The 21,109-nt window shown below is 49.0% G+C and carries 23 protein-coding genes, 1 riboswitch and 1 other annotated feature; of the genes, 20 read left to right on the forward strand and 3 right to left on the reverse strand.

Annotated elements, in window-relative coordinates:
- Positions 1-683: hypothetical protein (locus tag KKC1_RS04530; protein WP_192868073.1), on the forward strand; the 683-nt coding region annotated here is incomplete at its 5' end.
- Positions 684-726: 43 nt separating this feature from the next.
- Here the strand turns inward: KKC1_RS04530 and KKC1_RS04535 are convergent.
- Both KKC1_RS04535 and KKC1_RS04540 read right to left on the reverse strand, forming a co-directional pair.
- Positions 727-1,896: a CaiB/BaiF CoA transferase family protein gene (locus tag KKC1_RS04535; protein WP_088553317.1), complete on the reverse strand. Its 1,170-nt coding sequence runs from the start codon at positions 1,894-1,896 to the stop codon at positions 727-729.
- A gap of 170 nt (positions 1,897-2,066) precedes the next feature.
- Entirely contained in the window at positions 2,067-3,035 is a 969-nt protein-coding gene (locus tag KKC1_RS04540; protein ID WP_088553318.1) for an MBL fold metallo-hydrolase, read from the reverse strand.
- Positions 3,036-3,184: 149 nt separating this feature from the next.
- On the opposite strand from KKC1_RS04540, the gene KKC1_RS04545 reads away from it, so the two are divergent.
- The 8 genes from KKC1_RS04545 to KKC1_RS04580 all read left to right on the forward strand — a co-directional run bounded on the left by KKC1_RS04545 (position 3,185) and on the right by KKC1_RS04580 (position 11,251).
- Positions 3,185-3,922, forward strand: coding sequence for a class I SAM-dependent methyltransferase (locus KKC1_RS04545; RefSeq protein ID WP_192868074.1), 738 nt, complete (start codon positions 3,185-3,187; stop codon positions 3,920-3,922).
- Between the two features lie 143 nt (positions 3,923-4,065).
- Positions 4,066-4,321, forward strand: a binding site (T-box leader).
- 42 nt (positions 4,322-4,363) lie between these two features.
- Positions 4,364-4,855 carry an Lrp/AsnC family transcriptional regulator gene (locus tag KKC1_RS04550; RefSeq protein ID WP_088553320.1) on the forward strand — a complete coding sequence of 164 codons (492 nt, stop codon included), beginning with the start codon at positions 4,364-4,366 and terminating at the stop codon, positions 4,853-4,855.
- 2 nt (positions 4,856-4,857) lie between these two features.
- Positions 4,858-6,030 carry an aminotransferase class I/II-fold pyridoxal phosphate-dependent enzyme gene (locus KKC1_RS04555; protein ID WP_202819949.1) on the forward strand — a complete coding sequence of 391 codons (1,173 nt, stop codon included), beginning with the start codon at positions 4,858-4,860 and terminating at the stop codon, positions 6,028-6,030.
- A gap of 96 nt (positions 6,031-6,126) precedes the next feature.
- Positions 6,127-7,698 (forward strand): MBL fold metallo-hydrolase RNA specificity domain-containing protein, encoded by a 1,572-nt coding sequence (locus tag KKC1_RS04560; RefSeq protein ID WP_088553321.1) that lies wholly within the window; start codon positions 6,127-6,129, stop codon positions 7,696-7,698.
- 33 nt (positions 7,699-7,731) lie between these two features.
- Positions 7,732-7,804, forward strand: a riboswitch (Fluoride riboswitch).
- A 66-nt stretch (positions 7,805-7,870) separates the two neighbouring features.
- Entirely contained in the window at positions 7,871-8,245 is a 375-nt protein-coding gene (gene crcB / locus KKC1_RS04565) for a fluoride efflux transporter CrcB (RefSeq protein WP_088553322.1), read from the forward strand.
- A gap of 66 nt (positions 8,246-8,311) precedes the next feature.
- Positions 8,312-8,662 (forward strand): DUF190 domain-containing protein, encoded by a 351-nt coding sequence (locus KKC1_RS04570; protein WP_088553323.1) that lies wholly within the window; start codon positions 8,312-8,314, stop codon positions 8,660-8,662.
- A 33-nt stretch (positions 8,663-8,695) separates the two neighbouring features.
- Entirely contained in the window at positions 8,696-9,886 is a 1,191-nt protein-coding gene (locus tag KKC1_RS04575; RefSeq protein WP_088553324.1) for an amidohydrolase family protein, read from the forward strand.
- 150 nt (positions 9,887-10,036) lie between these two features.
- Positions 10,037-11,251, forward strand: a complete 1,215-nt coding sequence (locus KKC1_RS04580; RefSeq protein WP_192868075.1) for a putative glycoside hydrolase — start codon at positions 10,037-10,039, stop codon at positions 11,249-11,251.
- Here KKC1_RS04580 and KKC1_RS04585 read toward each other — a convergent pair.
- Positions 11,246-12,094 (reverse strand): Asp23/Gls24 family envelope stress response protein, encoded by an 849-nt coding sequence (locus KKC1_RS04585; protein ID WP_088553326.1) that lies wholly within the window; start codon positions 12,092-12,094, stop codon positions 11,246-11,248. The two genes, KKC1_RS04580 and KKC1_RS04585, sit on opposite strands and share 6 nt — an antisense overlap.
- 187 nt (positions 12,095-12,281) lie before the next feature.
- Between KKC1_RS04585 and KKC1_RS04590 the strand changes: the two genes are divergently transcribed.
- The 11 genes from KKC1_RS04590 to KKC1_RS04635 all read left to right on the forward strand — a co-directional run bounded on the left by KKC1_RS04590 (position 12,282) and on the right by KKC1_RS04635 (position 21,064).
- The gene (locus KKC1_RS04590) at positions 12,282-13,034 is read left to right on the forward strand and encodes a DnaD domain protein (protein WP_088553327.1); all 753 of its coding nucleotides are present in this window, start codon (positions 12,282-12,284) and stop codon (positions 13,032-13,034) included.
- 9 nt (positions 13,035-13,043) lie between these two features.
- Positions 13,044-13,862 carry an ATP-binding protein gene (locus KKC1_RS04595; protein WP_088553328.1) on the forward strand — a complete coding sequence of 273 codons (819 nt, stop codon included), beginning with the start codon at positions 13,044-13,046 and terminating at the stop codon, positions 13,860-13,862.
- A 71-nt stretch (positions 13,863-13,933) separates the two neighbouring features.
- Complete coding sequence (locus KKC1_RS04600; RefSeq protein WP_088553329.1) at positions 13,934-14,674, forward strand: N-acetylmuramoyl-L-alanine amidase; 741 nt, start codon at positions 13,934-13,936, stop codon at positions 14,672-14,674.
- Between the two features lie 201 nt (positions 14,675-14,875).
- On the forward strand, positions 14,876-15,142 hold the full coding sequence (locus KKC1_RS04605) for a FeoA family protein (protein WP_088553330.1): 267 nt from the start codon (positions 14,876-14,878) through the stop codon (positions 15,140-15,142).
- Positions 15,129-16,973, forward strand: coding sequence for a ferrous iron transport protein B (gene feoB, locus KKC1_RS04610; protein WP_088553331.1), 1,845 nt, complete (start codon positions 15,129-15,131; stop codon positions 16,971-16,973). Before KKC1_RS04605 ends, feoB begins: the two co-directional genes overlap by 14 nt.
- A gap of 281 nt (positions 16,974-17,254) precedes the next feature.
- Positions 17,255-18,100, forward strand: coding sequence for a DNA methyltransferase (locus KKC1_RS04615; RefSeq protein ID WP_192868076.1), 846 nt, complete (start codon positions 17,255-17,257; stop codon positions 18,098-18,100).
- Between the two features lie 127 nt (positions 18,101-18,227).
- A complete protein-coding gene (locus tag KKC1_RS04620) occupies positions 18,228-18,935 on the forward strand; it encodes an HAD family hydrolase (RefSeq protein WP_088553333.1) in 708 nt (235 codons plus the stop codon).
- A 42-nt stretch (positions 18,936-18,977) separates the two neighbouring features.
- A complete protein-coding gene (locus tag KKC1_RS04625) occupies positions 18,978-19,733 on the forward strand; it encodes an SIR2 family NAD-dependent protein deacylase (RefSeq protein WP_088553334.1) in 756 nt (251 codons plus the stop codon).
- 197 nt (positions 19,734-19,930) lie between these two features.
- A complete protein-coding gene (gene pduL / locus KKC1_RS04630; RefSeq protein WP_088553335.1) occupies positions 19,931-20,539 on the forward strand; it encodes a phosphate propanoyltransferase in 609 nt (202 codons plus the stop codon).
- A 116-nt stretch (positions 20,540-20,655) separates the two neighbouring features.
- Entirely contained in the window at positions 20,656-20,850 is a 195-nt protein-coding gene (locus KKC1_RS15660) for a hypothetical protein (RefSeq protein ID WP_143288671.1), read from the forward strand.
- A gap of 19 nt (positions 20,851-20,869) precedes the next feature.
- Positions 20,870-21,064 (forward strand): DUF6485 family protein, encoded by a 195-nt coding sequence (locus KKC1_RS04635; RefSeq protein ID WP_088553336.1) that lies wholly within the window; start codon positions 20,870-20,872, stop codon positions 21,062-21,064.
- Positions 21,065-21,109 lie beyond the last annotated feature (45 nt).

The raw sequence follows: 21,109 nt of genomic DNA on the forward strand, positions 1-21,109 counted from the left end.
GTGAAACAAGAGTGCATGTGGACAGGAAAAGGGAGAGGGAAATCATTGGCTTAGCTGATGATATAATCCAGGGTATCATTTCCCTGGGAATGCTGACGGGGGTAGTACGGGAAGCCCGGCAAGAGAAAATGGTAGAGCAAATGGCCAAGCTGGCAGAAAAGGCGGTCGTGTTGCTGGAGGGAAGGGAAGAACACCTGGAAAGCCTTTTGGAACAGTTGATTCTGCAGAGGGCAGGGAACTTCGAAGGTTTCCGTGATTTTAAGCAATTCCGGCGAGATCTTCGGGAGGTAATCGAAAGGGGAGCCAAACTCTTCCGAACCACTGCTGAAGAAAGTGACGGTCGCGGTGAAGAAGATCTACCAGTTACGGAGATAAGGCAGAAGGGAGAAATTGAGAGGGAAAAGGCAGAGGAAACGGAACCGGACCCTCTACCGGAGTTTTTGCGACTGATCTTTCCCCACAGCAGAATTATCAAGGGGTACCGCAAGGGCACCCTGGAAATGGATTACTACCTGCCGGAAGAGCGCCTGGCCTTGCTGGTAACCAACGGCAATAGCGGAGAAGAAAGGGAAACTCTCCGTTACCGGCACCGGGGAATCCGCCTGCTCAGGATTCCTCCAAAAGCGGTTACCAACCCGAAGGCCCTGGAGAGAATTGTTAGAAGGGCCGTCCAGTTTTTTTAACTCTCCCGCCGGGAAGTCCCCGTCCTGAACGAAGTGAAGTAGTTCACCCTACCACCTTTGAGGAAAACAACTGTTTAATTTCCTCCTCATCGTACCCCAGTGCCGAGAGGATTTCCCGGGTATGTTCGCCCGGAGGCGGAGCCGGACGGTCGGGATCCGGTTGTAGTTCCGGAAACTTCAGCGGTAAGCCTACGGAAATAATCCGGTCTCCCTCTTTCGTTATAACTTGGGCAAAAGAGTTCCTGGCCTTTACTTGAGGGTATTCGATCACTTGGTCAATTTCCAAGACCGGTTCGATGCAGACATCAATCTGCTCGAAAAGGGATTTTATTTCCTCTAGAGTTTTTTGGGAGAAAAATTCCTGGACCTTTTGTTTTGATTCTTCATCTCTCTTGAACTGAAGGGGAAGGAAGTCTGGGCGCCCGGCCGCCTGGCAAAAGGCCTCCCAAAATTTAGTTTCCAGGTTTCCCATGCTAACGTAAGCACCGTCTTTAGTGGTGTAAATATTGTAACAAACAGGCCCGCCGTTCAAATCTTCTTCCCCTCGCCGGGGTTTACCTGCACCGCAAAGGTACTGGGTTAGGTACAGGGTCATCCAGGACAATACGCAGTCCATCATGCCGATATCCAAATAAGAACCGGAGCCGGTCTGGAGGGCCCTGATGTAGGCGGCGAGTATACCGGTTGCGGCCATCATGGCACTGCTGAGGTCGGCTACCTGGACGGCCGGTAAAACGGGAGGACCTTCTTTGGGACCGGTAAGTCCGGTTACACCGGCAAGAGAAATATAGTTTATGTCATGCCCCGGTCGCCTGCTGTGGGGACCGGTTTGCCCGTACCCGGAGAGAGAGCAGTAGACAAGCCGGGGGTTTTCCTTAATCAACTCCGGGAACCCGAGGCCTAATTTATTCATCACTCCCGGGCGGAAGCTCTCGATCAGGACGTCGGCCTCTTTTACCAGTTGCAGAAAAATTTCCCTACCTTTATCCTGTTTAAGGTCAATACGAATTGATTTTTTGTTCCTGTTGAGGGCATGAAACCAGACGCTTTCCTTACCCGCCTTGGGGCCCAATTCCCGCATGTAATCTCCTGCTCCCATGTCTTCCACTTTCAGAACTTCTGCTCCCAGGTCGGCCAGAATAAGCGTTGCGTAGGGCCCGGGCAGGAGCCTCGTCAAGTCCAAAACTTTCATTCCTGCAAGTACTTTGTACATAACCAGCCCCTCCGTTTGTATATTTTTTGTAAGTTTCCTTTTTTAACTCTTCCTGGACAAATTTGTTGCCACAGGCCCTGTTTCCTTGTTGCAATCCAAGTTTTATTCCCTAACTTCCCACTGGAGGAGGATAAAAGTTACGCCCTGTGGACCACTCTGACTATTTAAGCCTAGTCTACAGCATGATAAACGTTGACTCCCTTTTCATTTTTGACCTTGAGCTCCCCCTTGTGGACCAGATAGGCGAGGTGAGCCAGTACTTCACCCATGGCGAGTCTCATTTCCAGAGGAGAAAGGTCGGTATTGAAAGTTTCCCTCACTATTTCATAAGCAGTAGCCCCTTGGGCGGCAATTTGCCTCATTTGTTTCAGTCTCTCCCGGTGGTGGCCTTCGATTTGATCGATCCGCTTTACGGGATCACGGAAAGGTTGGCCGTGGGCCGGCAGTACCAATTTAATAGGCAGTTGTCGAAGCTGCTGGAGAGACTGCAAGAAACTCCCCAGAGGGTTTGGGTCCCTGCCAGGCCAAAGGCTGATGTTCGGGGAAATTTCTGGAAGTAATTGATCTCCTGATATTAGGATTCCAAACTGTTCATTATAAAAACAGAGGTGGCCGTCAGCATGACCAGGTGTATTAATAATCTGAAAATATAAGTTGCCGATTTTAACTTTTTCGTTTGAATTTATGATACTAATCTTGGCCACAGGTTCTACCAAAGAACCCATTTCGTTGAGGCTTTTACAGAAGGTATCGAGTAAGATAGTGGGCATACCATTAGTCTGATAAAGGATGTTTAGAGCTTCTATAAAACGGGATTTCTCTTTTTGAAAGATTTCTACTGCCCTGGCTTCTGGCGAGCTCATGTAAATAGGAGCACCGGAAATCTTTTGCAGCCAGCCGGCCGCTCCATAATGATCGGGATGATAATGGGTAACATATATGGCTTTTATGTCTTCGGGCCTAATATTATTCGTTCGCATAAAATCTAACCAGTGGTTTTTGGAAGCTACAATATTCACGCCGCAATCTACAATAGACCAGCCTGCATTGCCCTTAAGAGCGTAACAATTAATGTGATCCAACTCGAAGGGTAGAGGTAGAGTTACCTTGTGTATTCCCCAATCTTCAATTTTTGACAAATCAGATCACTCCCGGTAAACTTGAATAAGGTGATGATTATAGCATACCAAAAAAAGAACAAGACCGCCAGAACCAGAACTTTGACGAGGAGAGATTTAGCGCCAATTTTGAAGAGCTTTGCAGTTATGATCAGGGAGGGAACGTTAAATTGAGCTTTTATACTTCATTAAGTCGTTATTTTGACGATATTTTTCCCCCTCGTCCGGTTACCCTGCGCTTTTTACGGGAGCGTTTCCACGAGTTTCAAGTGCATTCTGTTCTGGATGTGGCCTGTGGTTCGGGTGCCTATGCCCGGGAGTTTGCTCGCTGGGGGTTGGAGGTTACCGGGTTGGATGTGGAGGAAGACATGATTGCCCAGGCGAAAGAGCGGTCCGTTGTGGAAGGAATGTCGGTTGACTTTCGCGTCGGTGACATGCGGGACCTAGCGTCCTTAGGGCAGAGTTTCGATGGGGTAACCTGTTTGGGGAATTCCCTGGTACACCTGCTGCAGGAGGGAGAAATAGCAGGAGTTTTACAAGGTATCAAACGCATTCTCCACAGGGGAGGCGTTTTTATTCTCCAGATTGTTAATTACGACTGGATCATGGAGAAACGGGTGACGCAGTTGCCGAGCATTATCAATGAGCAGAAAGGGTTGGTCTTTGAACGCTATTACCGTTTTCGCCGGGACGGTTTGCTTGATTTTGAAACGGTGCTTCAGGTATCCCAGGCGGAAGGCGGTAGAGAGGAAATACGGCAGCGGACGACTCTGCGACCTACGAAAAGAGAAGAATTGGAGCGGTGGCTTCTGGAGGCCGGTTTTAAGGACCTGCGGTTTTTCGGTGGTTTTGACACTTCGCCCTGGCGGAAGGATGCGCCGGCAACGGTGGTCGTGGCCGGAAGTTAAATCCGCTCTAGGAAAACATAGGGAGTAAAAGGCCGGATTAGGATAAGACAAATCGGGCAACCGGAGATATCGTCATGATGACGGCTAAAATAGTTATTGACAACAGAATTGTTCCGGTGATAAAATAACACAAACTTATACTGCCTAAAGCGAGGAAGGGGAAGAGTAAGTGGCGGATCCTGTCAGCGAGCCGGGGAGGGTGCGAGCCCGGTCAGGAGATACCACTGAAGGCCGCCCCGGAGTTGCCTGGCTGAAGCCGGATTCTTTAATCTGGTAGTAAGCTGGGTCGGGTTGTCCCGTTATAGTGATGGCAGGCAGGGAATGAGGTAATCCTTGCCTGTAGAGGAGGGCTGAACAGCCAACTAGGGTGGTACCGCGGGTAACTCTCCCGTCCCTTGAGACGGGAGAGTTTTTTATTATCGGCAAAAGGAGGAGAGCAAGATGAATGAATTGCGGAAAAAGATCCTTGAAATTCTGGAAAGAAATAGCCGGGCGAGTACCCGGGAAATTGCCCTGATGCTCAATGTAGAGGAAAAAGAAGTTATCAGGCTGATTGAAGAAATGGAGAAAGAAAAGATCATCTTGGGATACAATACCCTGATCAACTGGGAAAAGGCCGGAGAAGATTCCGTGACCGCCATGATTGATGTTAAGGTTGTCCCCCAAAGGGACGTAGGGTTCGATGAAGTTGCCGAAAGGATTTACCGGTTTCCTGAAGTGAAGTCGGTCTACTTGATGTCCGGAGGCTATGATCTTTCGGTGGTGATAGAAGGCAAAACTCTGAAAGAGGTGGCCCGTTTTGTAGCGGAAAAGCTGGCCACACTGGAAAACGTTCAAAGCACTATGACTCATTTTGTACTGAAAAAGTATAAGCAGGCCGGGATAGTTTTTGAAGATAAGGAAGAAGACCGCAGGCAGGTGGTCAGTCCGTGAGCATTAATGCTGCGGAATTTATTTCCCCGGTTTTAAAAGAGATACCACCTTCCGGAATTCGCAAGTTTTTTGATTTAGTGATGGGGACGGAAGGAGTCATTTCTCTGGGAGTGGGAGAGCCGGATTTTGTAACACCCTGGAGTATCAGGGAGGCATGCTTTGATGCCCTGAAGCGGGGATACACCATGTATACTTCCAACCGGGGCCTGGTGGAATTGCGACAGGAAATAAGTTCTTATTTGGCGAGACGCTATGGAGTAGTCTACTCTCCGGAGGATCAGGTCCTGGTTACTATTGGGGCCAGCGAAGCTGTTGATCTGGCGCTGAGGGCGGTACTTTCGCCCGGGGACGAAGTGCTTATTCCAGAGCCCTGCTATGTATCCTATAAACCGTGTGCCGTCCTGGCCGGGGGTAAGCCGGTAATGGTGCGTACTCTGGCGGAGGATCAGTTTAAGCTGCGTCCGGAACAATTGGAGGAGAAAATTACCCCCAAGACTAAAGTTCTTATTATATCCTATCCCAATAATCCTACCGGAGCCACTATGAACCGGGAGGAACTGTTGAAGATAGCCCAAGTGGTAGAAAGACACAATTTATTGGTGATATCTGATGAAATTTACAGTGAACTGACTTACAACGGAGCTCATACCTGCTTTGCCTCGTTACCGGGTATGCAGGAGCGTACCCTTTTGATCAATGGTTTCTCCAAAGCCTTCGCCATGACCGGCTGGCGGATAGGGTATGTAGCGGGCAACAGGGAACTTATCGGAGCCATGGTAAAGATTCACCAGTATACTATCCTCTGCGCTCCGGTTACGGGACAGATGGCGGCTCTGGAAGCTTTACGGAACGGTTTTGAGGAAGTGAAGAAAATGGTAGAACAGTACGACCAGCGGCGAAGGCTGGTGGTGAGCCGTCTCCGGGAAATGGGACTAGATTGTTTCGAACCCAAAGGGGCTTTTTATGTGTTTCCTTCTATCCGTTCTACTGGTCTGAGTTCGGAAGAGTTTTGCGAAAGGCTTTTAAGGGAGGAACAGGTAGCGGTGGTTCCCGGAAACGCGTTTGGAGAGAGCGGGGAAGGACATATCCGCATTTCTTATGCGGCTTCGATCCAGGAAATTTCAGAAGCTCTGGACCGCATGGAAAGATTTCTCCGCCGGTTTCACCGGGTATAAATAGAATGGTTTCGGAGCAGGAAAAAGATCTGCATTTGTAGAAGTTTATCCCGAAATCTTCAAAGAAGTGTCGAGTTCAGGTAGGAGAGGAGACGAATGATTAAGCTGCAATTTCTGGGAGCTGCCCGAACTGTTACCGGCTCATGCTATCTGGTAGATACGGGGAGAAGTAAATTCCTTGTAGACTGCGGGCTGTTTCAGGGTGGTAAAGAAATAAAGGAGCGTAATTACGGGGATTTTCCTTTTGAACCAAAGGAAATCGACTTTGTCCTGTTGACCCATGCCCATATCGACCACAGCGGGCTTATTCCCAAACTTTATAAGCACGGCTTCAGCGGTTCCATCCTGGCGACCGGGGCAACAGTTGACTTGTGTTCTATTCTTCTGCCCGACAGTGCCCACATTCAAGAGATGGAAGTGGAGAGAAAAAACCGGAAGCGCAGAAGGGCCGGCCATTCCTTGTTGAATCCGATTTACACGGTTAGGGAGGCGCAAGAGGTTCAAACTCTTTTCCGCCCGGTCAATTACGATGAGATGGTAACCGTTTCGGAAGAGGTTCAGGTGCGTTTTCGAGATGCGGGACATATTCTGGGTTCGGCCATGGTTGAAGTCTGGATAAGGAATAGTTCGGAGGAACTGAAGCTGGTCTTCTCCGGTGACATAGGGAACTATAACCAGCCGATTATTAATGATCCTACCAGTATAGAGATGGCAGACTACGTGGTTATGGAGTCTACCTACGGGAGCAGAATACACCAGAGTAACGAGGACAAGTTGGAGGAATTGGTCCGGACCATCGAGGATACCTTCAACCGGGGAGGCAATCTCATTATTCCCGCCTTCGCGGTGGAAAGAACGCAGGACCTGCTTCTGGACTTGAATTTGTTAATTCACCGGGGAGTAATCAAACCGCAGCATGTCTATATAGACAGCCCGCTGGCCATTGCGGCTACCGAAATATTCTGCAAATATCCTGAATATTACGACCAGGAAGCGCGACAACTAAAAACTACGCTGGGCGGACAGTGCCCTCTGTATCTCCCGGGCCTGCGGATGGCCCTTACTACTGAAGAATCCAAAGCTCTTAACTCTATTCAAGGGGGAGCTATTATTATTTCCGCCAGCGGCATGTGCGATGCCGGGCGTATCAAGCATCACTTAAAGCATAACCTGTGGAGGCCGGAATGTACTGTCCTCTTTATCGGATACCAGGCCGAAGGGACTCTGGGGAGAAGATTGCTGGAGGGGGCCAAAAAGGTCCGTATTCACGGGGAAGAAATCGCCGTCAGGGCGGAAATTCGAAGTATCGAGGGTTTTTCCGCCCATGCCGATCAGCCTGCTCTGCTAAATTGGGTTCGTTCTTTCAAGGAGCCTCCCCGAAAGATTTTCGTTACTCACGGAGAGGAGGCATCCTCACTTACCCTGGCCCAACTTATTAAGGAGGAACTGGGAATAGAGGCGACAGTACCCCAGTGGAAAGAAGTAGTGGAACTACCCGGTATGCTCCCTGAAGCTGGTCCGGCGGAAGAAACGTGGGAGCAAGCATACCGGGAGCTCCAGCAGGAACTGCAGCGGCTGGTAGAAGCAGGGGTGGCTCGTCAAGAATACGGGCGGCTGCTAGCGGATCTTAAGGAAATCAAAGAGAAGGTGAAAAAGAAGCTGGCTTAAAGCTATTGTTTTAGACATCGATCTGATTTATAATAACTGGTGGGCGATGGAGCTCGCCCTGTCCCTTCAGGACTAAACCGCGCTTGCTGATGGCTCCTACCGCAGGGTAGGGGCTTTACTTATATTTTTTATGATTTTGCGGTTAAAAGGTCGGAATTAAGGAGGTAGGAGCATGCTGACTTATTTTTTCGTAGCACTGGGAGGTGCGTTGGGTGCTGTATTCCGTTTCTCCCTTTCTTCCTGGATTTTTAATCGGATGGGAGACCATTTTCCTTACGGAACGTTTGCCGTAAATATTATCGGCTGTTTTCTGCTGGGGTTATTCTACAGTTTGAGCATTGAAAAATCGGTGATTTCAGCCAATGTCAGAACTCTGGTAGCAGTAGGGATGCTGGGGGCGTTCACTACCTTTTCCACCTTCAGCAACGAGTCCCTGGTCTTAATTCAGGAAGGACAAATACAGAAAGGGATGCTGTACATTGTTGCCAGTGTGCTGATGGGTTTACTGGCGGTTTGGCTCGGTCATGTTACAAGTAAGCTGTTCTAAAGAGCGCTTTATGCCCCGGGAGTTACCTTGTACTTCGTTAAGAAACAATTATAGGAGGTATGTCAAATGAAATTGACCAACCCGGCTCAACGGCTCCGGATTTTCATAGGGGAACAGGATAAGTGGAAGGGGCAGCCGCTGTACCACGCTCTGGTGTTAAAAGCACGGGAAATGAATATGGCGGGGGCTACAGTAATCCGGTGTATCGAAGGATTCGGACGGAACAGCCGGATAAAAACGGCAAGGGTTTTGGCTTTGTCCAGCGATCTGCCGATAGTAGTGGAAATTGTTGACAATGTTGAATACATTCAGTCTTTCTTGCCGGTGGTGAAAGAAATGGTGAAAGAAGGTCTGGTTACGCTGGAGGATGTGGAAGTAATTCACTATGGCTGCTCCGACCGGGAGGAGCAAGATTAAGCTAACAATAGGGCAACAGTTGAGGGATTTGGAATGAAGAAACCTGTATTTCTGAAGCTGGAACGAGACCGCAAATATCTTATTGGTGCCAGGGGAATCGTAGATGTACGAACCGGGCAGGTTGAAGAAAATGTCTGCCTGGCTGTGGAGGGTGGACGCATCCGGTGGATGGGCCCCGCCGATTCTGAATTAGAATTTTATCTTCCCTATTATCTGACGCCCGGTTTTGTTGACTGTCATGTTCACTTGGGACTGGGTCTCGATGGCGAAAAGGACGGATTGAGGGTAGTTGAACGGGGAGAAAGGGTACCGGTGGAAGTTCGCAAAAGGCTCAAGACATGTCTTCACCACGGGGTAGTCTTGATACGCGATGGCGGTGACAAGTACGGGGTGGCGCTTCGGGCACGGACGGCGGTGGCCGACCGGATGGTTGAAGGTCCGGAGACGGTATCGACGGGCTTCGCCCTTTGTAAAATGGGTGGATACGGTTCATTCTTAGGGCGACCGGTTTCGGGAGTAAAAGAAATAGAAGATGCCCTCGAACAGCTGGCCGACCTTAAGGTAGGGCAGGTTAAGGTGATAATTTCCGGGATTGTCAGCTTTCGCAATTTCGGAGAGGTGGGCAAGATACAATTCACCAGCGAGGAGCTGGAATTTCTGGTGGAGGCAGCTCGGGTGCGGGGTCTGAAAGTAATGGCCCATGCCAGCGGCAGGGAGGCAGTGATGTTGGCAGTAAGGGCGGGTGTTCACTCGGTGGAACATGGTTACTTCGTGGAGGAGGATACCTTGGAGGAGATGGCCGAAAGGGGGACGGCCTGGGTTCCTACAGTTATTCCTGTTTTTGCTGCGCTACAAAGAGCGGATGAGTCTTCCGGAACGGTAGTAAAAAACGTGGTGGAAAAGACGTATCGAAAACAGTTGGAAACCATTCGGCGGGCGGCTGCCTTAGGCGTGAAAATGGGGATCGGGACGGATGCCGGTGCGGTGGGAGTCGGCCACGGAGAAGCTTTCCGGCGGGAGATGGCTCTTTATCATGAAGCAGGCTTGACTCCACGGCAGATTTGGGAAATGGCTACTCTGGGAGGAGCGGAGGTTGTAGGTGCGGAGCAGGATTACGGCACCCTGACTCCGGGTAAAGTAGCTGCTTTCCTGGGCTTCCGTGAGAATCCGATTTGGAAGCCTCCACACCTCCTTCAACCAGACCTGGTAGCATATCCGGTATGAGGGATAAAAGCATATCCCGTTGCTCTGACCAGTACAATTTGATAGAAAGAGTTAAGATTTTTAATTACCTGCCGGACATGCAGATAGGATTTTTGTTCCAGCATGTCGAAATAAGGAAAATAACAAGGAACAGACGGGAAGATGATTTATATGGCACCGAAATTACTGGTCGGAGTGGGAGTTATTATCGGTTTTTTTCTTTTTGTAACTTTGGGGGCGGCCAAGGGTTTGGCAGACCTGCCCGGCGGTGATGTTCCGGCAGTTTCAACAGGAGTTTATGAGGAGGAGAAAGCAGAAACCGAGAACGGCGGGGTTTATCAGGAATTAATACAGAGGGAAACTGTTACCGCTCCTGATTTTAAACAGGAAGAAGAAGATAATAAAGTTAAAGTAAAGGTTAAGGGGATCTATGTTTCCGGGTATTCTGCAGGAACACCGGAGAGGTTTCAGAAGTTGCTTGACTTGGTGGAAACGACGGAACTCAACGCCATGGTTATAGACGTTAAGGACGCGACCGGGTATTTGACTTATAATTCAGACCTGGAACCGGTCAGGCGGGTGGGATCTTCCAGTAAGAAGGTGAAGGATATAGCGGCCTTGGCGCAGACACTGCGGGAGAAAGGTATTTATCCGATAGCGCGGCTCGTAGTCTTTAAAGACCCGGTGTTGGCCAGGGCCAGGCCCGATCTGGCAGTAAAGAGCCGCAACGGCGGTATCTGGAAAGATTACAAGGGCATGGCTTGGGTCGATCCTTACAGCCGTGAAGTATGGGATTACAACCTGTCGGTAGCAGCCGAGGTTGCTCAGATGGGTTTTCGAGAAATTCAGTTTGATTATGTTCGGTTCCCTTCCGACGGGCCTACGGAAAATATGGTTTTCAGTCATAATAATGGGCTGGCCAGGGAAGAAGTGATCCGGGAATTTTTGGCCTATGCCAGGGAAAAACTGGCCCCCTATGGCGTGTTTCTCTCAGCGGATGTTTTCGGCCTGACGTGTTCGGCTAAAGATGATTTGGGTATCGGGCAGAAACTGGAGTTGGTGGCCGCTGAGGTGGATTATGTCTCGCCCATGGTTTATCCTTCCCATTATGCCCTGGGTAGTTACGGGCTAGTGGATCCGGACCGGAGCCCCTATCGAACAGTCTATAAGAGTTTATCGGATGCGGTGTACCGACTGGGAGATAATAGCAAGATGATACGCCCGTGGCTCCAGGACTTTAGCCTCCGGCATAAGTACGGGCCGAAAGAGGTAAGGGAGCAGATAAGAGCTACTTACGATGCCGGCCTCGAGGAATGGATCCTGTGGAATCCTGCCAACCGCTACACAGAGGAAGCCCTGGGGGAAGAGACAATGACCGGTTCATGAAGAGGTGTCTTCTTCTCGAACCTCCAGAGTTCTTACCGTTAGATTTACTTTCTGCACGTGAAGGGCGGTAATAAACTCCACGTTGTTCTTAATTTCCCACTGAGCCCTGCGCATGACGGGAGGAAGCGGAGGGCCGTAAAGGGCGTGTAAATCCGCGTTGATTATAATACCCTCAGGTTGGTTTTCAATTTGAACTCTGCCGGTTCGGGTGATACCCGGAACCTGTTCTGCCGTGTAAGAAATGATTGAGTGGAGGACGTGGTTGGCAATATAAAAACGGCCGAGATAATTAAAGGTCGGTCGGACAACCGTTTGTTCGATCCACAGTTTTTTTTCGGGGGAAGGGGGTTCCGGTTGCCGGCGCCGGAAAAAGGTCTGCAGAGGTTCGATCAGGGTTCCGGAAAAACGGGGTTTAACCTCCACGGTAGGAGCAGGTACCACATGTTTGCCCAGCTTGTTTCTGATTAACCGGGCTCGGGCGATTTCTTTAGGGGAAGCGACATCCTCAATAGATATATATTGAGAAGGCTTGGGTAAATTCAATCGCTGGGCGATCTTATCAACCATTTCCCGGGAAGTACCCAGCACCAGCACTTTGCTAGGGTTCATCTCTTTTATTTTTGCGGATACTTCCGCGGCGTGTTCTTCCTTCGAGAAGAGGGCGGTACGGATAGCCCCTATTTTGGTCGGCTGGCGTTTGGATGAGATGCCGGCCAGAATGCGGCTTCCGTGAATAAGCAGCCCGTCGTCTACAATGAGATCTACGCCATACTCGTGGGCAATCCAGAGAGCCCGGTGACTTTTGCCGGTTCCGCTTGGTCCTACCAAAGCTAAAACTTCCACCAAACTACCTCCGCTCTCAGCAAATAATTTCGAAAATATTATATCAAAACAGGTGTTTGGGAAGCAATGAGGAGCGGGGCAGTCCTACCGTACTGATTTTTTTTAAACAAGGGATGCACCTCCACCTACTCATTAACAACCGCAGGTGGTATAATGTTGGTCAGAAGGAAGAAAGTTCTAGAGAGGAATGGTTAAGTTGAAGGCCTATAAGCCTAACTTTACCGCTGAGTTTGCTATGGATTTATACAGCGCGGGTTCCGTAGTTTTGCCGGAACTGTTGTTGCGTTGCTATAGCCAATTGGGTATTACTGAAATGGAATTGGTGTTAATTATCCACATGTGGAGACTACGACAGATGGAGCAGGAATATTATCCCTCGCCGGAAAAGCTGAGTGCTTTTATGGCGGCGGACAAGTCTACGATTGAAGAGCTTATTGCCAACCTGATTGAAAAGAAAGTTTTGGAGGTAGTTAGGCAGGACGATGAGAGTTTAAAAAGACCGGTTGAAATCTATTCCTTTCGGGGTCTTTTTGAGAAACTGGCGGAAATATGGGCATGTGAGCGGGCAACTCAGAGTCGGCGAGCCGGTGAAACCCTAGAAGGGCTGGGCGAGGTTTACCAGGCCTTCGAGAAGGAGTTCGGCAGGTTGCTATCTCCTATGGAGGGAGAAAAGATTGTAGCTTGGCTGGAAGAGGACAAGTTTCCTCCCGAATTGGTCTTAGAGGCACTGAAACGGGCTGTCCTCAGGGGCATCCTTAACTTTAACTATATTGATTCCATTTTGCGACAATGGGCGAAAAAGAATCTGCGCACAGTGAGGGAGATCAACGAATATGAACGGAAGTTTTACGAACGCCAGAATTTAAAAGGTTCCGGCCAGCGTACTGCTAAGGTTAACCGTTCCCGGAAAGAAAAATTCAAAGACATATATTTAAGCTAGGAGGTAGCCATGCAGCACGTTGGGCGAGTGATAAACAGGGTAATACAGGCGGGCGAAAGGGCTTCCGAGAAGGAGCATAAAAGGGAGATTTCAAGCGGTGAGAACTGTCCCCGCTGCCGGGGTCAGGGGATTTATCTGGAGAACGGAGTAGCTCACCGCTGTTCCTGCATGAAGCAAAAGGCCATTAACAACCGCTTTCGACATGCAAATCTGGTCGGCAGGATGAGGGAGTACACTTTCGAAAAGTTTGATTTTCGTTTTTATTCCCCTGTTCTTAAGGACACGGAAGTAACTGGCCTTTCTTACCGCGACATAGCGGTAAGGACTTTTGAGGCGGCAAAGCGCTTTGTGGAAGAAGTTAAAGTGAACCCTCACTGTCGTGGACTATTTGTGTGCGGGCCTACCGGTTCGGGGAAAACATTTCTGGCGGCCGCCATAGCCAACTCGCTAATACTAAACGGGCATCAGGTGTTATTTACTGTGGTTCCCGACCTTTTAGATGAAATCAAAGCTACCTATGACCGGCCCGATTCCGCTTACCGGGAAATGGAATTAATCGATGCGGCGCGTCGGGTAGAGGTTTTGATCCTGGATGACCTTGGTGCCCATAATTATACCGACTGGACCCGCAACAAAATATACAGCATACTGAATTTCCGCTTGAATCACCGACTGCCCGCTGTTATTACCAGCAATCTGGAACTGGCCGAACTAGAGGAATACCTGGGAGAACGCACCACCTCCCGTATTGTGGAGATGTGCCGGGTATATCGCTTGTTGGTGGACAGGGATATTCGCTACCTGATCAATCAAACCCGGGAACGCTAAAAGCAGGAAACTCTTCACCCCTCCGGACAGTGGTGCATATGATGGTTAGCAGGTAAAGGAGGGGGAAGAAGGTGGCAGTAAAAATCGGTATTGACCCAGGGCACGGGGGTAAGGATCTGGGAACAGTCGGTAAGCAATTCGGTTTACAAGAAAAAGAAGTTAACCTGTCAGTGGCGCTGGAACTGGACCGCCTGCTGCGGAACCATGCTGTGGAAACGCTGCTCACTCGAAATACTGATGTATACGTTGGCTTGGCTGAAAGGGTTAAATTGCTGAACGAGGCGAAAGTGGACCTGGTAATCAGCCTTCATGTCAACAGTGCCAGCAATTCGGAAGCCAACTATCTTAGCACTCATATTTTGGCCCGGGGCGGACAGGCGGAAAAACTGGCCCAGCAGGTGCAGGCAAATCTGGTCAAGGTTACCGGTTGGCCCGACGGAGGAGTAAGGGTGAACAATTTTTATATTTTGCGGGAAACAGCGGCACCGGCCATATTGGTAGAGATGGGATTTATGAGCAACCCGCTTCAGGAGCAACTGCTGAGAGAGGATGGGATCAGGAAAAAGCTGGCTACAGGTATAGCCATCGGAACTCTCAACTACCTGGGAAAAGATTTTCAACCACCTCCGGAGGAAGAGGTCCCTTACTCGGATGTGAAGGGCCATTGGGCGGAAAAAGATATTTTGTACTTAACCAAGTTAGGGATCCTACAAGGTTATCCCGATGGAACGTTCCGCCCGGAGCAGACAGTGACAAGGGCTGAGCTGGCGGTTGTTATCAAAAGGGTTATAGACTACCTCCAACAATCCTGACCTTTCCGGGTCGGATTTTTTCTTTTGGAAAGAATTTTATTTAACCGCTGTTGACATCAATGAAAAAAAAGGTTAAAATTATAAATGAAAATGGTTATCATTGACAATCCTTTACGGTAAATCCGTAATTTTTCACTGCCAAGCATTGAGAATAATTATCAATATTTGGGGCGTGACCGAGAGGAAAAGGGGGTTGGGGAAATGACTCTGGACAAAAGCAGGAGGGGCCAGAAACTGAGGGTTCTGTCCATACCTGATGAAAGAATGCGGGCCCAGGCTATCCGTTTTGGCATAACCGAAGGAGAAATAATTTCCTGTCGGGAAATAGTTCCCGGAGGTCCCATAATCGTGGGTAAAAACAAACAGGAAATAGCTATCGGGAGAGGACTGGCCCGGCAAATCAGGGTTGAACCTGTGGGCCTAAAGGGTATGGAATTGCTCAGGAGGAAGGGCCATGCATTGTCATAATTTAAGCAATCACCTCAAAATTCCCGCCGGGAGCAAAAAAATAGTTTTAGCAGGCAATCTCAATGTGGGAAAATCTGTGTTCTTCAATGCCCTGACGGGACTTTATGTTGACGTGTCTAACTACCCTGGTACTACTCTGGAAATTTCTCATGGTACTTTTGGTGAAGATGTGATCATAGATACTCCGGGCGTTTATGGCGTTTCTTCTTTTAACGATGAAGAGATGGTGGCCCGGGATGTGATTATTGGGGCAGACTTGGTGGTAAATATAGTTGACGCAGTTCATTTGGACAGAGATCTTTTCCTGACCCTTCAAATTATCGACATGGGATTACCGGTGGTAGTTGCCCTTAATATGGTGGACGAGGCTGAAAAACACGGGCTTCAAGTGGATGTTCGGCAACTGGAGGAATTGTTGGGTGTGCCGGTTATTCCTACTGTTGCCGTGAAAAATCAAGGGATAGATGAATTGAAGAAGCGTATTTATGAAGCGAGAAAAGGGAAAAGGGATCCCTGGCTAGAACGGCATTTAAAACAACTGGAAGGCAAGGTGGACAATGAGGGAGAAGCCCTCCTGGTACTGGAAGGAGATCCTCATGTAGCCCGGCGGCATAATTTGGTACCCGGTGAAATGCGAGAAGAAATTTACTTACGGCGGCGGCAGCGGGTAAATGAGATAGTAGAGAAGGTGGTGACGGAAAGGGGAAGGGCAGCCACCTGGTCTACGCGCCTGGGGAAGTGGATGATCCATCCGCTGACCGGGATACCACTTTTGGCCGTGACACTCTGGCTTATGTATGAAATAATCGGCGTATTTATCGCTCAAACCGTGGTGGGTATTACGGAAGAACAAATTATGCAGGGATTATATGAACCGGCGGTAAAAGCGGTGGTAGGCAGGGTGGTGGGAGAAAGTACAGTCCTCGGCACGATTTTAATCGGGGAGTTCGGTCTTTTAACCATGACGGTGACTTATATTTTGGGACTGTTGCTCCCGCTGGTGGTGGGATTTTATTTTGCCCTCTCCACCTTGGAGGATTCCGGGTACCTGCCCCGGATAGCCGTCTTGACGGACCGGGTTTTAACCACAATCGGTCTCAACGGAAGGGCCATCATACCTATTATATTAGGTTTTGGATGTGTTACTATGGCTACTATAACCACCCGGCTCTTGGGTTCGGAAAGAGAGCGTAGGATTGCCATTTTTCTCCTGGCCCTGGCCATTCCCTGTTCGGCGCAAATGGCAGTTATTATAGCCATGCTATCAGGATTGGGTATTAAATATGTGGCCATATATGTAGCTACCATATTGACTGTACTGGTAATTGTAGGGACGTTGTTAAACCGAATTATGCCCGGACGGTCTACCGAATTGCTCATTGACCTTCCGGCACTGCGTTTTCCCCGGTGGTCCAATGTTTTGAGGAAAACCTTTACCAAATCATGGTCTTTCCTGCGGGAAGCAACGCCCCTGTTTGCTATAGGAGCGTTGATTATAGGAGTGATGCAAGTAACGGGGTTGCTGGAGACTATTCAAAACCTTCTGGCGCCGCTTACCGTTGGTTGGCTGAAGCTGCCTAAGGAAACAGCTACCGCCTTCATCATGGGTTTTGTACGCCGCGATTTCGGGGCAGCCGGTCTGTACGATTTAAATATGCCTCCGGAGCAGACGGTGGTAGCGGTGGCTACTATTACTATGTTTGTTCCCTGTATAGCCTCGGCTATGGTAATTTTTAAAGAACGGGGGCGAAGGGAAGCAGTAGCTATTTGGTTGTCTGTACTGGTAATTGCTTTTTTGGTTGGAGGAATTCTCGCCCGTCTTATAGGGTAGGAGGTGGTAAGGCTGAGCAGGCAGCAACAAAAGAAACCGGTTGTTTGCCCTTGTTGCGGCTACGGAGTCAAGGATGAAAAGTTAACCCGATGCCCTCGGTGCAACACGGCCCTTATTTTGCATGTCGCCTGTAGCGGGTGCGGTAAATGTTCCCATCCCTCCTGGAATTAGGAGGGATTTTTTTCTTTTTGGGAACACTGTTACGGGAATACTTTACCGGCTCCGGGAATAATTTTCGCCGGAGGTCATAAACTGGGAAATAAAAAAGGAAGGTGGGGGTGTTGGCCCGCAGGGAAAACCGTTTAAACGATCTGGATGGGTCCCAGTGGCTGTATTGGACGGACACCCTATACATAACCAATTTTCCGCCCGATGCAACCCATCCCCTCCGGCAGCGCCACGGGGCGATGAAACCCCCGGAATTGATGGCGGAAATCATCCGGTTCTTTACTAAAAAGGGCGAGCTGGTACTAGATCCCTTTGCCGGCGTGGGAGGTACTTTGATCGGCGCCGACCTCACGGAAAGGGAAGCATTAGGCTTTGAATTAAACCGTTGCTGGGTACAGATTTTTGAAGAAATCAAGAGCAAATATGTAATTGTAAATAATAAAATAGTTCCCCGGGAGAATGCAATGACGGAAGAAGTACGTCTGTTGCGCAGTCGTATGGAAGAAGGCGATTGTCTGGAACTTATTAAAGGAATAGGAGATGAGACGGTTGATGCTGTAATAACGGACCCTCCGTACGGCTGTCAGCATTATTTATCTGGGTTCAAGAAGGAGACCAACTTCAATATGTTTAATCCCGCCCAGGAGAAAGATTTCGGGAATGCGGCAAGTTTCGAAATGTATTTCTGTCTGATGGCTGATTTAGGACGAGAAGTATGGAGAGTATTGAAGCCCGGAAAGTATTTCATTCTTTTGATAGGAGATCGGTACCGAAACGGAGAGTACATCCCCCTGGGTTTCCGGGTGGCGGAAACTATGCGGGAGGTGGGGTTTCGTCTGAAAGGTGTTAAGATCTGGTGCAACCAGGCTACCAGGAGACCGCTGCGACCTTATGCCGTGTACCAGTGTTTCGTTCCCAATATCAGCCACCAGAACATTCTGATTTTACGCAAAGAATGATTAAAAGTTTCCTCTGTTCGCGGAACAACAACGGAATAGAGGAAAATTTTTTTATATACCGAAGTATAGTATGAAAATAGTATGAATGGCATCGCTAAAGAAGGAAGAGCGGTAGGGGAGGGGAGAAATGAGAACAGTCATCTTTGATTTTGACGATACACTGGTTATAACCAATCCGGTATTTGACCAAGCAAAAGAACAGTTTTGCCGGCTCATGAAACACGAAGGAATTTACGCTCCCGATATTCTGGAAACTCTGGACCGGTTCGATATTGCTAACGTAGAAAAAGCCGGGGGTTTTGCCAAGGACTGCTTTCCTAGAGCTTTGCTTCAAACTTACGAGTATTACTGTCGAGTGAAAGGTCGAACTGTTAGCGCCGAGACTAGAATGATGGTGGAACGGCTGGGTTGGTGGGCGGTAGAAAAGGTGCCGGAAGTCAAGAGGGGAGCGGAGCAAATTTTGGCGCGATTGCAGAAAGCGTATTTTCTGGTTCTTCTCAGCAAAGGAGACCGGGAACTGCAGCGGGAGCGTATAAGAGCAACCGGGTTAGATAAATATTTCAACCATATCGAGATAGTTTTACAAAAGGACGCTTCCCTCTACCGGCGAATTGTGAGGGACACAGGGGCTTTAGCGGAAGAAAGCTGGTCGGTGGGGAATAGTTTCAAATCGGATATTAATCCCGCCTTGGAGGCCGGATTACAGTGTATCTTGGTCAGGTCTTCTTCCTGGGGATATGAGGAAGAGCCTCCTAAAGGGCCATACATTGAGGTTTTATCCCTGGAATTAATTCCAGATATTATATTACGGCGCAAGACCAGGGGGACGGCATAATTACTGACCCTAGAATTTTTCCAAAAAGGAGGGGTGCACCCTGTGGACTATAAAGAGAAGATAGACAGAATTGTAGACCTATTGCGGAGTTCCAAAAGAGCCTTCGCCTTAACCGGGGCAGGCATCAGCACTGAGAGTGGCATTCCGGATTTCCGCAGCCCGGGAACAGGTTTGTGGGAAAAGATGGATCCGATAAAAACCTCCTCGGCGAGCGCTTTAAGGCTGAATCCTGCCCAGTTCTATGCCAACACTATGGCCCGCTGGAGCAAGTTCAGAAACGCTGAGCCTAATTACGGTCATTATGCCTTGGCCGAACTGGAAAAAATGGGTTATTTGATGGGAGTTATTACCCAAAATATCGACGGCCTGCACCGGAAGGCCGGTTCCGAGAGGGTTTGGGAAGTTCACGGCCACCTGCGAACCTGTCATTGTATGGAGTGCAAAAAACGTTTTGATTTTGAGTTAATTCCTGCTCAATTGGACAAAGGCGTTAACCCACCTTTGTGCCCCGAATGCAAGGGAATTATACGTCCTGATGTGGTGCTCTTCGAAGATCCCATGGCCGAGGATTTTTACCAGGCAAGCCGGGTACTGAGCGGCTGTGATCTTTTGCTAATAGTGGGGACCAGTCTCACCGTCTACCCGGTCGCGGGACTACCTCAATTGGCCCGTAGACTGGTCATTATTAATTTGATGCCTACTCCCTACGATAACCAGGCAGAAGTGGTGATTCGGGAGAAAATCAGTAAAGTTTTCAAAGACATTATGGAGCGATTGAAAGAAACGCAGTCAGGTTAGATGGCGACCATTTTTTATCGGCACATGGAAGAATTTTCAGATTATACAGTAACTGAAAATTTTCTATTTTAGAACTTATCCTCGCTAGGTTGCGCCGGAACCGTCAAGAGTTGTATAATTAAGGTGAATGGTAGAAATTGAAGGGTGAACGGTCGAAAACCGTCGGTGAATGGTAATTACAAGGAGGTCTTCTACGAATGAAGAAGGGTATTATGCAGGTTCCGGCAGGTGTTTCTAACCGTCACGTCCATTTATCGCAGGAAGATTTAGAAAAACTTTTCGGTGCGGGATATGAGTTGACTAAACTAAAGGACTTATCCCAGCAAGGGGAATTTGCCGCCCGAGAAACGGTTTCCGTGATAGGTCCAAAGGGAATAATTGAGGGTGTCCGTATTTTAGGTCCCGTGAGGAAGGAAACTCAGGTAGAAATTTCCCGTACCGACGGTTTTCGCTTGGGGATAGATGCACCCGTCCGGCAGTCAGGTCACCTGGAAGGTACTCCCGGGTGTCTGCTAGTAGGGCCGAAGGGAGTCGCCGTGCTGGAGAAGGGTGTGATTGTGGCTGCCATCCATATCCACATGTCCCCCTCCGATGCCCAGAAGGCAAATCTAAAAGATGGCGATAAAGTAACCGTATTTATCGGGGGTCAGCGACCAGTTACTTTCCATGAAGTATTGGTCAGAGTTCATCCCCGCTTCCGTTTGGAATTACACTTGGATACGGATGAAGCCAATGCCGCTTGGTTGAATAACGGAGATAAGGTCTGGATGGTTAAGGATCAACAGAGTTTAAGCATGGTAGGGTAGAAAAGCAGACTGGTTGCGGTCTGCTTTTTTTATTATGTCAGGGTTAATTTTAGCAGGATTATGGGAAGTCGTTGAAGAATTCTAAAAGTGAACAAGCTTGGCATGGGGGGCCAGCTATGAGGATACCCGTTTGTGATCGTTGCAAGGAGCGGGATGTCTACGGCATTATTTGCCGGCATTGTGACACTTCTTATTGCTACGATTGTCTCGACCGGCATCCGCCGGATATGCGTCTGTGCCCGGTATGCGAGCAGTTTCTCTGTGATGAGTGCTACGAAGGTATGGTTGAGTGTGATCTAAAGAAGCCGTAAAAGAGGGGGAATTAAGACTATGGAATGTGCGGTCAACGAGAACAAAAAGAAATGTACCTGTACCTATGAACCCTGCCCTCGCAAGGGTAACTGTTGTCAGTGTGTAGCTTATCACCGTCAGTTCAACGAGGTACCTGGTTGCTTTTTCCCGCCCGAAGCGGAGAAGACTTATGACCGGTCGATAGCCCGCTTGGCGGCTGCTTATAAATTGTAGAAAAATACTTATAACCGCCGTACAACGGCGGTTTTTCTGCTTCCA

It is taken from the genome of Calderihabitans maritimus, assembly GCF_002207765.1.
In the GTDB taxonomy this organism is placed as follows: domain Bacteria; phylum Bacillota; class KKC1; order Calderihabitantales; family Calderihabitantaceae; genus Calderihabitans; species Calderihabitans maritimus.

Bases quoted from the DNA above. Each gene is read 5' to 3' on its own strand.
- pduL (WP_088553335.1), top strand. From the start codon at position 19,931: ATGAAGAAGGGTATTATGCAGGTTCCGGCAGGTGTTTCTAACCGTCAC.
- KKC1_RS04570 (WP_088553323.1), top strand. From the start codon at position 8,312: ATGAAATTGACCAACCCGGCTCAACGGCTCCGGATTTTCATAGGGGAA.
- KKC1_RS04535 (WP_088553317.1), bottom strand. From the start codon at position 1,896: ATGTACAAAGTACTTGCAGGAATGAAAGTTTTGGACTTGACGAGGCTC.
- KKC1_RS04560 (WP_088553321.1), top strand. From the start codon at position 6,127: ATGATTAAGCTGCAATTTCTGGGAGCTGCCCGAACTGTTACCGGCTCA.
- KKC1_RS04580 (WP_192868075.1), top strand. From the start codon at position 10,037: ATGGCACCGAAATTACTGGTCGGAGTGGGAGTTATTATCGGTTTTTTT.
- KKC1_RS04590 (WP_088553327.1), top strand. From the start codon at position 12,282: ATGGTTAAGTTGAAGGCCTATAAGCCTAACTTTACCGCTGAGTTTGCT.
- KKC1_RS04575 (WP_088553324.1), top strand. From the start codon at position 8,696: ATGAAGAAACCTGTATTTCTGAAGCTGGAACGAGACCGCAAATATCTT.
- KKC1_RS04595 (WP_088553328.1), top strand. From the start codon at position 13,044: ATGCAGCACGTTGGGCGAGTGATAAACAGGGTAATACAGGCGGGCGAA.
- KKC1_RS04635 (WP_088553336.1), top strand. From the start codon at position 20,870: ATGGAATGTGCGGTCAACGAGAACAAAAAGAAATGTACCTGTACCTAT.
- crcB (WP_088553322.1), top strand. From the start codon at position 7,871: ATGCTGACTTATTTTTTCGTAGCACTGGGAGGTGCGTTGGGTGCTGTA.
- feoB (WP_088553331.1), top strand. From the start codon at position 15,129: ATGCATTGTCATAATTTAAGCAATCACCTCAAAATTCCCGCCGGGAGC.
- KKC1_RS04550 (WP_088553320.1), top strand. From the start codon at position 4,364: ATGAATGAATTGCGGAAAAAGATCCTTGAAATTCTGGAAAGAAATAGC.
- KKC1_RS04605 (WP_088553330.1), top strand. From the start codon at position 14,876: ATGACTCTGGACAAAAGCAGGAGGGGCCAGAAACTGAGGGTTCTGTCC.
- KKC1_RS04620 (WP_088553333.1), top strand. From the start codon at position 18,228: ATGAGAACAGTCATCTTTGATTTTGACGATACACTGGTTATAACCAAT.
- KKC1_RS15660 (WP_143288671.1), top strand. From the start codon at position 20,656: ATGAGGATACCCGTTTGTGATCGTTGCAAGGAGCGGGATGTCTACGGC.